The 13,200-nt window shown below is 62.0% G+C and carries 8 protein-coding genes; all 8 read right to left on the bottom strand.

What is annotated here, in order from left to right:
* Positions 1-52: 52 nt before the first annotated feature.
* The 8 genes from AWH62_RS08155 to AWH62_RS08195 all read right to left on the bottom strand — a co-directional run bounded on the left by AWH62_RS08155 (position 53) and on the right by AWH62_RS08195 (position 13,177).
* Positions 53-1,261, bottom strand: a complete 1,209-nt coding sequence (locus AWH62_RS08155; protein WP_075189992.1) for an MFS transporter — start codon at positions 1,259-1,261, stop codon at positions 53-55.
* Positions 1,258-3,393: a serine hydrolase gene (locus tag AWH62_RS08160; RefSeq protein WP_075189993.1), complete on the bottom strand. Its 2,136-nt coding sequence runs from the start codon at positions 3,391-3,393 to the stop codon at positions 1,258-1,260. The genes AWH62_RS08155 and AWH62_RS08160 overlap by 4 nt, the downstream gene beginning before the upstream one ends.
* A complete protein-coding gene (locus tag AWH62_RS08165; protein ID WP_075189994.1) occupies positions 3,390-4,958 on the bottom strand; it encodes a sulfotransferase in 1,569 nt (522 codons plus the stop codon). Before AWH62_RS08165 ends, AWH62_RS08160 begins: the two co-directional genes overlap by 4 nt.
* Before the next feature lie 50 nt (positions 4,959-5,008).
* On the bottom strand, positions 5,009-7,387 hold the full coding sequence (locus AWH62_RS08170) for a TonB-dependent receptor (protein ID WP_198928874.1): 2,379 nt from the start codon (positions 7,385-7,387) through the stop codon (positions 5,009-5,011).
* Between the two features lie 64 nt (positions 7,388-7,451).
* A complete protein-coding gene (locus tag AWH62_RS08175) occupies positions 7,452-8,369 on the bottom strand; it encodes a carbon-nitrogen hydrolase family protein (protein WP_075190281.1) in 918 nt (305 codons plus the stop codon).
* 168 nt (positions 8,370-8,537) lie between these two features.
* On the bottom strand, positions 8,538-10,382 hold the full coding sequence (locus AWH62_RS08180; RefSeq protein WP_198928875.1) for a PLP-dependent aminotransferase family protein: 1,845 nt from the start codon (positions 10,380-10,382) through the stop codon (positions 8,538-8,540).
* A gap of 1,043 nt (positions 10,383-11,425) precedes the next feature.
* Entirely contained in the window at positions 11,426-12,403 is a 978-nt protein-coding gene (locus AWH62_RS08190) for a sugar kinase (protein WP_083635083.1), read from the bottom strand.
* A gap of 21 nt (positions 12,404-12,424) precedes the next feature.
* The gene (locus tag AWH62_RS08195; protein ID WP_075189999.1) at positions 12,425-13,177 is read right to left on the bottom strand and encodes an SDR family NAD(P)-dependent oxidoreductase; all 753 of its coding nucleotides are present in this window, start codon (positions 13,175-13,177) and stop codon (positions 12,425-12,427) included.
* Positions 13,178-13,200 lie beyond the last annotated feature (23 nt).

Raw genomic sequence — 13,200 nt, forward strand, 5'->3', positions numbered from 1 at the left:
TCAATCTTATGGGGCCAGATTTAGCGGTTTTTCGATTTTCCGGTAGGGCCAGTTATCCGGCGTCGGTCGCGCCAGTTTCGTCGCGGCGGCGGTCAAGGACCCGCGCCGGCCAGAGCATGAAAGCCAGGCTGACGGCGAGACCGGCAATCGCAACCCAGATCAGCATCCCGAATCCAGCGCCTGCGCCGAGGATGGCGCCAGCAATCATGGGTCCGGATGCGAGACCCATCTTCGACACAAACCCCGCAAAGGCCGACGCCCGGCCGGCACTGTCGAACTCGGCGGACATGCCGAACAGGTAGGCGATGACAAAGCCCCAGGTAATCCCGGTCCCGCAATTGGCAATCAGGTAGGCGGCCGGATCGCCACTCCACTGGAACATGGCCGTGCCGGCGAAGGTGAGCAGCATTGACGCGCCGAGAAGCCAGAAACGACCAAAACGCAGCCCGCAAATCATGACCAATAACGGGCCGGCCAGTGCCACCCAGGTCGCCAGGCCCAATGCCGTCGAGACGTAGCCCCGGTCAAGCCCGTAATCGATGCCAAGCCGGATGATGTAGGCGAGCAGCCCCATATTGGCAGCCTGAAACAGGAAGATGGCGGCATAGGTGAGCAAGAGCGGTGGCCACTGAATGCCGACCACTTTGTTGACGGTCTTGTCGCGCGCCGGATAGCTGGCGAGAAATGGCAACATGATCAGCGTCACGAGGCTGAACAGGGCCAGCGCGATGAACAGGGCTTGCGTGCCGAAAGCCGGCGCGAGGGGTGGCAGCACCATCACTGCCAGGCCGCCCAGCCCGAACTGGACAAAGAGCAACATGCCGAAGCTGCGGTCGGGATTGGCGGTCCGGGCAATGACCGCGAAAGCGGTCCCGGTCAGCAGGCCGCCGACCACGCCGTGGGCCAGGCGCACGGGGAGGAGAAGCTCGAAGCTGTCGATCCAGATCGAGCCGATATCAACCACGATCAAGATAACCAGGCAGATGAGAGCCGTGCGCCGCCAGGGCCAGGTCTTGATCAGGAAGACCGCCGCCAGGGCACCCGCGGCAGCGCCGTAGATATTGGCCGACCCGATCTGTCCGGCCTGGCTGTCATTGAAGCCCAGACCCGTCACCAAACCATCGACGATGGCGGCCATGATGTTCACGTAGAACAAACCGGCGGTGGCGAGAAACGCCAGCATGACCGCCGCGATCAACCCGTCGGGCGCCGCCGTCGGCAAAGCGCGCGCACGGCGCGACGTGGGGGTATCAGGCGTCATGGTCTGACCTCGCAGAAGGGTTCCAGGGCGTTGGATTCAGCGGCAGCGCGCCGCCAGGCAAATTGGCGTCCATCGCTCACATAGGCGTAGACATGGCCGTTCGGGATCAGCGCGACGGTGATGCCGCCATAGCCGGACATGGCCGGGATCCAGGCGTCATCCGTGCAGCCCAGCGCCGGCCCGGCATTCCAGGCCCAGAAGCCATTCTGATAGCGTTGACTGTCATCACCCGCCGGCAATCCACGATCCGCCGGATCGCGCTGCAGTGCTGCCGCCAGCATGTCCGGATCGAGCCGCTCGGCCGCATGCGGTTCGTTGAGATAGGCTGCCAAGCGCATGATGTCGTCGAGATGCAGTGTCAGCCCCCACCCCGAAACCGGTTGTCGCGCGCCGTCATAACTGCGGCGTGTCTGGTCGGCGAGCGGCGACAACCCGATCTCGCGCCAGAGCGGTACCAACAGGTCGTCATAGAAGTCGGCATCGGCCCGGCCGGAATGGTCGCGCCAGAATGCCTGCAAAGCCGTGCCCAGGATGTAGGTGTCGGTAGTATGATAGACCCACTCGCTTCCCGGATTTGACCGACGGGCATGCAAGCTGCACGCGGAATCGATGCGCGCCGCATGCGTTGTCTGCGACATGAATGCCCAGAGCGTGGGGTCGTCCTCATCGCGATTGTATTCGCTCGAGGTATAGAGGCCCGTTGCCATGTCCAGCGCGTGCTCGAAGGTCACTCCCTGCCACCGGCGCCCCGAACACGCCGGCACATGGTCCGCAATATATGCATGCCGGGCCCCCGGATGGATTTGCTCCAGCCGCATCAACCCCAACGACGCAACCATGGACTTGGCGAGTGAATACGATGGCAACGGCAGGGTCGCGCAATAGGGGTCCGGCCCGAACCGGGTTTCGCAGCCGCCCGTGTAGAGATCATCCGACGCCAGCAAGCCATAGACCGTCATGGCCTCAGGCGAGACTTCGAGCGGCGATCCGAAGGCTTCAATATCGACGTCGCCATAACGCTCGACCAAGTCGGCGATCGGCCGGCGGCGCAGCCTGTTGTCGATTTCATCGCGATAGCGGATGCGAAGGAGATCCGCATCCGCTGCAACGATCGAACCGGGCTCAAACAGAACCGGCAATCGCGTCCAGAGATCGAACTGGAAATAGGCACATGTCTCGGCGCCCATGACGAGTATGGCGGTCGCCTCAGCGCCGGTCTCGCTTGGCTCGAAACTCAACCAACCGGTATGGACGCAATTGGCGTTGCGCTCCTGGAGCGCGATCGGCAGGACCGCCCGCACGCGCCCATCCGCTGCCCGCCAAGCCTGACCGGGCTCGACGATCCACTCCCAGTGCGGATGCTCCCCGGCCTGCGGGCCCCGCACTCGCGGGATCAGGGCGCTGCCATCACTGACAATATCCGTGTCGAGGCGGGGCAAGGTAAACATGCCGGGCTCGGCACCATAGTCGAACTCATCGTGATGAACCCGAAATCCGTCAACCGTGGCGACCGGTGGCAGGGAAAGTCGACCGGCAATGGTCGAATCCAGCGGCCCGGCATTGTCCGGCCTCATGAACGCCCGGCTCGACAGGGCATTGCCCAGCGGCCCGTTACCGGACGGGATACGGTCATCAAGCGAGAGATCAACAGCGGCCGCCTCAACCCGAAGATTGTCCGCCCAGCACGTGTCGTTGAGCGTATTGCCCAGCACCCGCAAACGGACCGCGACCCTGTCTCCAGACGGCGGGTCGACGAGGACGCCGCCGACCCGGTGCAGGGTCAGCCCGTCGTCCTGGCCGTCAACGACACGCCCGACTTCCTGCCAAAGCTCACCGTCTGACGAAATTTCCAGCAGACAGGCATCATCGGACTCAAGATCGAGGGCTGCGAAACTGACCGAAACATGCACGTCGCCACGGCCATCCAGCGGCACGACACGGGCCGTCCAGGCGTCGCGTCGCAAACGCAGGGAATGATTGCCGTCATACTCGGTCAGCAAAAGGTCGCCGCGACCTGCCGCCCCCCGCCAAGCCTCATCAAGTCCGGCTTCGAAGTCTTCGGACAACGGCGATTGCGCGTGTGCGGCTCCGGACATCAGCCACAGCAACAGGCCAAGCGAGGCGAGCCTCATGGCGCGACCCCGAGCTTGTCGGCAAGCGGTTGAAGTTGCGCCTCATATCGCCGCCACAAACCCACGGAGCTGGCGTAAATCGGTTGGCGTACCTGCGCGGCGCTGTGGGTCGCTGTCGGGCCGGGATTGCGGTGAAAAGCGAGACAACTTGCCTCAAATTCAAGACCAACGGCCTGCAACAGACGGCGCGTCTCGGTTTCCTGATCCGCCACGACGTCTTCATAACGCACATCAATGATACGGCCCGGCAGGACACGGCGCCAATGATCCATCAGCGAGTCCTTGGCCCGCATATAAGCGGCAAGATCGCCGAAATCGTAGGAATACGGATAACCCATCCGGAACAGGGCCTTGTAGAGCGAGTAGGCATTGTCCATCGGCTCGCGTTGCATGTGGACAATGCGGGCATCGGGCAAAGCCGCCGCAATCAGCCCGATATACAGGAAATTGGCCGGCGCCTTGTCGATAAAGAAGCGGCGCCCGTCGGCCCGTTCGCCAACGCGCTTGAGATAGGCTTTCCCGAGATCGGCAGGGGCCAGACCGGCCGCGGCCTGCACAAGGCCCGACTTGCCGCCATCCGCACGGCAAAGCGCTGTCAGCGCCAAAGCGAAGTCGTTGAGTTCGCCAAGACTTTCCACATCCGAATGAGCACTCAATATCCGGTCCACGAGCGTGGTTCCGCTGCGCGGCAGCCCCAGAATGAACACCGGTCCGTCGCCGGGCTCTCCAGGAGACGCTTTGTCGAAATAGGACGCATCGAAGGTCGAGGCGATCTGCGCCATGGTGGCGACATCGCCGGTCACATCGTAACGCATCAACCTCCGGCGATGCTCCGCGCCGGTCTTCAACGCCTCGAAGCTCGCGGCACCATCACCGATGTCTTCCAACTCCTTGGCCAGCGCGTAATGCAACGCGACCGGCCCCATCCTTGTCCGGTGCGGCGCGCGAATAAGCCGCCGAATCTCGTCGACATGGTTCCGGTCGACCGTCTGGCGTCTTAGCGTCGCGCGATTGTAGTAGGCATCGTAATCATGCGGTGCACGCGCGATCACCGCGTCGAATTCGCTTTCCGCGGCGTCGAGTTCACCGACCGCGACAAGATGGGTCGCCAGATTGTAGCGATGTACCGCCACATCGGGTGCCAACGCGGCTGCCGTGCGGGCACACCGGGCAGCATCAGCATGACAGCCACACTGACCAAAGGCTTCCGCCAACCGTCCGAGCCAATTGGCGTCGCCGGCCGCCTCGCCCTCCATCGCGATCAGCGCGGACTTGGCTTGCCGGAGCTCGCCCAGATGAACCAAGGCTTCGGCGTCCATCAGCCGCGCCAACGGCGAAGCCGGCTCGATCGCCAGCGCCTGCGCCAGTGCTTCGCGCATCCTGCCGAACTCTCCGCCCAACTGGAATGCTCGCGCGGTAATGATCCAGCCTTCGAGATAGTCGGGATAGTCGCGGGTGAGCGCCTCGGCGACGGCTTGCCCATGCGCGATCCGCCCGGCACGCAGCGCCTGATCAATCTGGTCAAGTCGGGCTTTTGGCGTTGCGGGTGAGATAACGGCATCCATGGCAAGAAAACGGGGCGATCGCGCCTGGCGACCGCCCCGATCCTATCCGATCAGAAGGTGAAGCGAACGGTCGCGCCGACAGTTCGCGGCAAGGCAATCATTTCCTTGTTGCCATTGCCGAAATAGCCCTCGGTCGGCGCTGTGCCCATATAGGCCTCGGTGAAAACACCGGTGACGCCTTCCTCATTGGTGATGTTCTTCACCCACAAGGACAAATCGACATTGTCGCGGGAAAGCGTCGTCGTCAGGTTCCAGATCGAGAAACCGTCGAGCGGCACGTTGAACGTCGGCGACGTCGTCACGGCATTGCGCGTTTCGGATTGGTAATACCCGTCAAGCCGCGTGAATGTTGTCCAGTCAGCCAGCCGGCCCGTATGGTCCAGTGACCAGTTGAACTGGTGTTCCGGCGTACCCGGCAACATGGCGCCATCCAGCGCGATTGGCGCGGCTGGAGCGGGTCGATCCGGTGCATGGAAGTTTTCACTGAGCTGGGCGTCGATATAGGCGTAGCCAAGAGCGTAGTGCCAATCATTGCCCACAAAGCCTCCCAGGGATGCTTCGAGACCATAAGTGCGCGCAGCCCCGCCGTTCTGGACTGCAAAGAAGCCCCAGAATGTCGTCGACGTGTTGAATTGAGGATCCGCCCAGTCGATGTAGAACAGGCTGACATCATAGATGAAGGCGCCATGGTCGCCCTTGAGGCCGACTTCGTAGTTGACGACCGAGTCCGAGCCGTAGACCTGCCAACGCGGATCTTCGGCGTAGAAACCGGACAGCGGAACGGCATTGGCACCGCCACGGCGATAACCCTCGGATATCGTGGCATAAAGCATGTCGTCATCGGAGAAGCGCCAAGAGCCGTTCAACTTGAACAACACATCGCTTTCCGACGTTTCGAAATCGGAATTGACGTCCGGGAAAAGACCGGTCCAGAGCGGCAGCGCCATGTAGCTGTCATTCTCGGAGTCATTGTCGAAATAGCGACCACCGAATGTGATGTCGATATCCTCGCTGGCGTGCCAGGTCAGCTCGCCGAACACCGACATCTCCGTGAAATGCTCGGTCTGGCGATAGTCCCAGTCCTGATCGCCAGTGACCGCACCGGCTGCAACCGGGAGGAACGCGTCCCACCAGTCCTTGAAACCGACGAGATAGCTCTGCTGGGTCATTTCGCGCTGCTGGCTGCGATAAAAGCCGCCAACGACATAATCGAAATTGCCGCCATCATCGGTGACGAGGCGCAATTCCTGGATGACCGCCTCATCGGCATAGGACCGGACGGCTTGCGCCATCGGGCGCGGGTAGTTGTAGTAGAAACCGAGCCAGCCGGCCTGCGCATAAAAGCCGGTGTTCTCACTGATGCTGTCACCGCTGTGGTCATAGTGCGAGGTCGATGATGTCAGGGTTGCAAAACCGAGGTCCACTTCGGCTTCCAAGGACGTCATGTTGATATCGCGGCTCGACGGTTCGAGCTGGATCGAGCCGTTTTCATACTCGTCATAGACATTGCCGAAACCGTCGGCTCCGGCGGTTTGCTGGCGACGGCCACCGACTTCATCGGACTGACGCGCGTGCACCAGCCTGATGGACGTCGTGTCATTGGGTTCGACGAGGAGGGTCGCGCGCCCCATCCAGGTGTCGAACGTGTCGGCATCTTTCCGGGATGTGTAGGACGCCGCCGGGTCCAGCACGCCATTCGGTGCGACGGGCGTTCCGCTGGCATCGAGTTCATAAAGGTTCACATAGTCGGTGATGCCCGGATAGTCGCCCAAGCTCCCGACCAGGCGCAAAGCGGCGCGATCGCCCAGCGGAATGTTCAGGGCGCCATCAATGCCAAAGCCATAACTCCCCGATCCATTTACGTGCGAGGCAGAGCCGGACAGATAACCGCCAAATTCGCCCAGCTCCGGATCACGGGTGATGTAGCGGATGGTGCCACCCAGGGACCCCGAACCATAGAGCGTGCCCTGCGGGCCGCGCAGGACTTCAACGCGTTCCAGGTCGCGCAATGCAAAATTGGCGAAGATCGGCGTGTCGTTGATATAGGTCGATACCGACGCCACCGACGAAGTCGCGTAGTCGCCCAGTCCATTGCCATCAACGGCAAGGCCGCGAATTCGGGCCGCGTTCAGCGTGCCGGCGTTGCGGGCGCCCCGATCAACGATGGTGACACCGGGGATCGATCGCAGCAATTCGGCTTCGTCCAGGATCTGCCCCGCCTCGATGGCGTCGCCGCCAATCGCAGAGATGTTGTACGGAACGTCCGAGACGGTTTCTTCGCGACGCGTCGCCGTGACCGTAATCACGTCCCGCGCGGCGCGCTCTTCCTGGCCAAACGCCGGACTGGCCAGACCCAAACCGGTCAACGCTGTCCCGCCCATGAGTGCTGCCGAGAGAACGCGTTTGCTTATGCTCTTGCTAGTCGTCATGCCCATGTTACTCCTCCGGTGTTACCGGCCCCCTGATTGATACGGCCGCGAGGCCGAGAGACTGTCAGTCCAAAATTTTCAGTCGTGGCTTGTGATCGTTGCGGGCATCCGACGACGCGGCGCCTTCCGCGGCCGGACGGCGCGGCATGGCCAGCTCCCCCATACCGGTCATGCTGGCGCGCCTGGCCTTGATGTCCGCGTGCAACGGGAATTCCACTTCGCTGTCGCGGAAACTCTTGAGCACCTGCCCAAGTCCGTTCCAGCCGCGCTCACGCATCCGCGACACTGTCGAAAGGTCGATATCCAACGCGATCACTTCGCGTCCGGCACCGGCCTCATAGACGACGTCGCCACCGGGGCCGTAAATCGCGGACCGCCCGACGCCGAGATCGCCGGCTAGGTTCACATCGACAAAGAAGCATTGATTCATCGCCGCATTGGCGCGTGCGATCGCGAGCTCGACATCGCGATCAATCGTGTTGGTCATGGTCGGCAGAAGGATGACCTCTGCCCCGAGCCCAACCAAGGTTCGAATGACCTCCGGGAACCACATGTCATAGCAGATGGCGACCCCGACCCGACCTGCGCCCGGCATGTCGAATACGACATAGTCGCGACCGGCCGTAACCCCGGTCTCGTAGGGCAGGAAGGGGAAGATTTTGTCGTAACGGGCGACAATGTCGCCCGCCGGGTTGATGACCGGCGTGGTGTTGAAGACAGCGCCGGCGCGGCGCTCATAAAGCGAGCCGGGCACCAGCCACAGGCCGGTTTCCAGCGCGAGCGCCTTGAGCCGGGTTTCGGTCTCGCCACCTGCAGGCTCGGCCTTGTCAAGGCTGGCGCCATGAATCGCGAGCTCACCGAGCACCACCATGTCGACCCACGGAAAGCGCTTGGCCACGGCGCGAGTCTCGCGCTCGACAAGCTCAAGATTGTCATCTTTGGCCGCTGCCAATTGCAGCGCCGCAATTCCAAGTGACGACATCATTATTCTCCCCGCACGCAGCAGCCACAACGCGGCAAGCCGCATCAGTGAGGGAAGCATGACAGGGGCGTGACGGTGCGGTTAGAACCAGTTTCACACGCACTATAGGGCCAGATTTCCGTATCAGCTCACAGCCTTGAGGCCAGATTGGTCGCTGATTCGACGGAGTCAGGCCGATGAATGCGCCGCTGCCGGAGCGAGGACGGCGGTATCCACGACATGGCCCTTCTGATCCAGCCAGTTCAGTTGATCGCCATCAAGTGAGACCGCGAAGCCGAGCACTTCGCCAAACGCCCAATTTCGCCATTGCCGATACCATTGGCCACCCTCAACCCACCAACGCCCGACATCACGATCTTCGCCCGCAAATCCGGCTTGGCCGGACATTCGCCCGTCGGCATGGAGTTCAATCGTGCACGGGTCCCCGTAGACGGTTTTATAGAGCAGCGTCGCACCGGATAATCGTGACACAAGGGCGTCACCGTCCATTGCGACCGGCGCCGACCGCGCCGTATTGCGCGCGTCAAGATCACGCATCGCACGAGACAATTCAGCTATGCCAGTCCGGATCGCGGCCGCCGGGATTGATGTCACCCCGAGCCGGAACATGTTGCGCGGGCCACCGGCATCGCCGAACCAATGGTCCGCCGGCTCGATCAGTATCCCGCGGGCCTCGGCGGCACGGATCACGTCAGCCGCATCCAGACCGTCTGGCCCCCGGACCCAGTAAGATGTGCCGCCCTCAACCGGTGCGACAGCAATCGCGAGCGGGCGATAATGGTTCAGGGCGTCGCGCAAGGCGATCAATCGCTCAGCGCAAACTTGTGTGAGCCGCCGCATCATGGCGTCGTAGTGCCCGAGTGAGAGAAAAAAGGCAGCCGCGCGCTGATTGTTTGGCGAGGGGCGGCGAGTGGTCAGGTCCCGCAATCGCCGCGCCGCCGCGATCACTTCCGGCGCCGCGACCATGTATCCGAGCCGCACGCCCGGGGCGAGGACCTTGGACAAGGACGCAACGTAGACCACGCGATGACCGTTCTCGAGGCTGCGAAGCGCGGGGACCGCGTCGCCGAGATAGTTCATCTCGCATTCGAAGTCGTCTTCCAGAACGAGAAAGTCTTCGCGCTCGGCCATAGCCATAAGCGCCCGCCGACGCTCCAAAGACAAGGTGACTCCGGTCGGGCGTTGTCGGCTGGCGGAGACGCAGACCAGATCACTTCCACGCAGCCGCTCATCAACGATGATCCCTGTGTCGTCGACCGGTTGGTGATGGACGCTCGCCCGCCGCAAGGAGAGCAATGCCCTCAGCTCAGGCAGGCCCGGCTCCTCGACCGCGACCTGGCTTTTCTTTCCGACAATGACCTGAAGCGCCAAGAATAATGCCTGTTGTTCACCGACGGTGACCAGCAATTCATCAGGTCGCGCGGTAATGCCGCGTCTGGGCAAAAGCTTGGTCCGGATCTCCTCGATCAAGGCTGGGTCATCGACTTCGCCATTGTCCAGCGACCAGTCCTCAACCTCGGAAACCGCCAGCGCCAAGCGGCTCGCTTCGCGCCATTCGGTGACCGGAAACAGGGACCGGTCATACCGCCCCTCAATGAAAGGGTAGCGGTATTTCTGCCAATCTGGCGGGCATTTGTAGGCAGAATCCTGTTGCACATCTGTCTGGAGGAAGCGTGCCACAACGTCCGCACTCGCGGGGGTCGCGGTCGCAGCGGGCAAGGCTGGCGAAGCCAATCGCCTCGCCGCCGTCGTGCCAGGCACATAAAGTCCCGAGCGTTCGCGGGTCTCCAGATGGCCCTCGGCGATCAGCTGCTGGTAGGCGAGAAAGACGGTGTTGCGCGAGACGCCAAGCTCCTGCGACAGGCGGCGCGAGGACGGCAACCGGGCACCGGCCGCGAATATTTCTGCGTAGATAGCCTCGATGACCCGGCGCCGGATCTGCTCCTGCATCGACAACTGACTGGCGCGGTCGAGCCTGAAGAGCGGAGCGAGCGACTTTGAATGATGGGGCAAGGTCAACGTACCCGGGGCGAAAATGAGTGTTCCACACTACCAGCGCCCCCAAGCCCCGCAAGGCCGCGCCGACTGTCATATGAAGATGCCATCAAACCGAGGCAGGGCGGCGGCGTAGCGTCCTTGAAGATTTCGCAGCGACTCGCAAGACGGGGGTACTGAAATCACGACCGACGGATGCGAGAGTCGAAACGAATTTTCGACGGCGTCAAACTTTCGAAATCTCGCCCGCTCTCTTCGTCGGGAAGTCATGCCCGGGGCACGGGAAACTGTTCCATGCACAGTCGCCTGAATCCATTTCACGACTATCGGACCGAACCAACTCCATCAGACGCGGACGGCCTCACTGATGCCGTCGATATCGCCTTCGTGGAACCGCCCCTCGAGGTTCACCAATGGCAGCGGAAACCAGGCATGAATCATCGCAGCACCACGAATTATCGCGGACAAAGACTCGAAATGACCTCCCGAACCGCTACGCAGTCACGCGACCCCGCTCCACGCGGATTCGGTCCGACAATGCTGCCACAGAAATTTCGAGCTCGACCCTCTGCTTCAGTGAACGGCCGAACAACACCGTCACCCACCGACAGTGGGAATCCGCCAGGATCGGCGCCCAGGCAATATCGAGGCACAAGCTCACCCCTCCCCTGAGGTCGAGCTCACAAGCCATCTCCTGTGCCCACAAAATCAACGTGCAAAGAACCAGAGCACACTGCGACCGGTCTGCCAGGGACGGTGGTGGTAGGCGCAATAATCGGAGAAGACCCAATCTCGCGCACTCACCCTCAAGGCGGGGTAGCGACCTGAACTCCGGCCCGGCCTCTGCAGTCAAATCAGTCGATGCGGCCTGCGGCCTCAGCACATAGCGTGTTTGCCGTTCAAGATGCAGCCGTACGCCCTGTGACGAAGACAAGCTCGCGCGCAACCCGCCATCCGCCGATACAGTGCCATCGATACTGATCATCGGGGCGCCGAACTCAACCGGATACTCGGGGGCATGCTTGGCGCGCGCCATGGCATTGCAGGAGTGTTGCACGGGATTACACATTCTGTTTGTCCAGCCCCTTCGTCCATGTCGGGAGTGGCACATCTGCCGGGAGCAGCGCACCCCGAACTCCGAGAACAACGGCCGCCAGTTTATGGGCGGCCACAATGGCATCTTGGCAGGACGCACCGTTCAACCGCGCATGGAGATAGCCGGCATTGAAACTGTCGCCGGCCCCCGTCGTGTCGACCGGTGCAATGATTTCAGGCGGCGCAATCCAAGCATTGTCAGCTTCTGACCAGGCCCCCTGAAGTCCATGCTTCACGACGACCTCGGCGACATCAGCCTGCCGCCAATAGCCGACACATTCCTCGACGCTCTCGAAGCCGAACAGGGCCTGCTCATCTTCGAAAGTAGGAAGGGCGATTGACACGTGCGGCCTCAACGCCGAGATCGCGTCGCGTGCAGCCGCGCCCGACGACCAACCGGCTGGACGGTAGTTTGTATCAAACACAACATGCCCACCCCGCCGGCGAACCGATCGCGCGAGATCGATGATGCGGTTTCTCTGGCTGGTTTCCGGAAAAATCGACAGCGTAATACCTGACAGGTAGAGCACGTCGGCGTTTGCCATCGCACTCAGTGCCGCCTCGGACCCGGCAAGATCGAAAAACTGCCGGGCGGCACTTTGCGCCCGCCAATATGTGAAACTGCGCTCACCGGCATCATCAACCTCGATCGCGTACAGACCGCAATTGCGATCGTCCGAGGTTGCGACAAGATCATCTCGCACCGCCTCTGAAGCCATGCGCTTGCGGATCCGCCCGCTGAAATGATCACGCCCCAGAGCCGTTGCATAGCTCACGGACGTGCCGAGACGGGCGAGATAGACAGCAGTGTTGAAAGTGTCGCCACCAACCCCGACGCGCACCGTCCCTGCTTCCAAACCCGCAAGTTCGGCCATCACCTCACCAAAGCAGACGACGTGCCTGCCGCGGGCGCTAAACCCGGATCGATGCCCCATAGCATTCATCTCTCGGCTGCCTTTTGTCGCTTACGAGAACAGCAAGCCGCCATTCACATCAAGGCACACACCGGTCAAAAATGAAGCCTCGTCCGATGCAAGATAGCTCACCACCTCACCAACTTCCTCGGCGGCACCCTGACGACGGAGTGGCGTCATGCCTGCCACCTTCTCGCGGACTTCGTCCTTGGAAAAACGATCATGGAAACTGGTCGCGATCATGCCCGGGCACACGGCGTTGACACGAATGCCTTGCGGGCCGAGTTCCTTTGCCATGCCACGGGTGAACGTCATCACCGCGCCCTTGCCGGTGGCGTAGGCCGTTGCACCGGGACCACCGCCATCGCGTCCGGCCTGGGACGAGAAATTGATGATCGAGGCCCCGTCCTTCATGTGCGGCACGGCGGCTTTCATGGCGAAGAAGGCCGAATGCACATTGAGCCGCATCACGAAATCGAAGAACTCCTCATCCATTTCGGCCAGGGTTTTGCGCGCAACCATGCCCCCGGCCACGGTCGCCAGAATGTCGATTTGCGGCCCGAAAGCGGCCTGCGTCGCGGCGACCAGCGCCTCCATTTCGGACAGTTTTGTCGCGTCGGCCTTGACCAGAATGGCGTCGCCGCCAGCCTTGGTAATGTCGTCCACGGTCGCCTGCGCGGCGGTCGCGTCATTGTTGAAATTCACGACAACCTTGGCGCCTTCGCGGGCCAGGCTGATCGAAACAGCGCGACCGATATCTCGGCCACCGCCCACAACAATCGCGGTTTTTCCAGCGAGTTTCATTTTGTTCTCCTAAAATTGGGGCG

The sequence above is a fragment of the Maricaulis sp. W15 genome, assembly GCF_001924955.1.
Taxonomy (GTDB): domain Bacteria; phylum Pseudomonadota; class Alphaproteobacteria; order Caulobacterales; family Maricaulaceae; genus Maricaulis; species Maricaulis maris.

Coding starts and splice junctions, on each gene's coding strand:
- AWH62_RS08170 (WP_198928874.1), bottom strand. CDS start 7,387: ATGACGACTAGCAAGAGCATAAGCAAACGCGTTCTCTCGGCAGCACTC.
- AWH62_RS08175 (WP_075190281.1), bottom strand. CDS start 8,369: ATGTCGTCACTTGGAATTGCGGCGCTGCAATTGGCAGCGGCCAAAGAT.
- AWH62_RS08155 (WP_075189992.1), bottom strand. CDS start 1,261: ATGACGCCTGATACCCCCACGTCGCGCCGTGCGCGCGCTTTGCCGACG.
- AWH62_RS08195 (WP_075189999.1), bottom strand. CDS start 13,177: ATGAAACTCGCTGGAAAAACCGCGATTGTTGTGGGCGGTGGCCGAGAT.
- AWH62_RS08160 (WP_075189993.1), bottom strand. CDS start 3,393: ATGAGGCTCGCCTCGCTTGGCCTGTTGCTGTGGCTGATGTCCGGAGCC.
- AWH62_RS08190 (WP_083635083.1), bottom strand. CDS start 12,403: ATGAATGCTATGGGGCATCGATCCGGGTTTAGCGCCCGCGGCAGGCAC.
- AWH62_RS08165 (WP_075189994.1), bottom strand. CDS start 4,958: ATGGATGCCGTTATCTCACCCGCAACGCCAAAAGCCCGACTTGACCAG.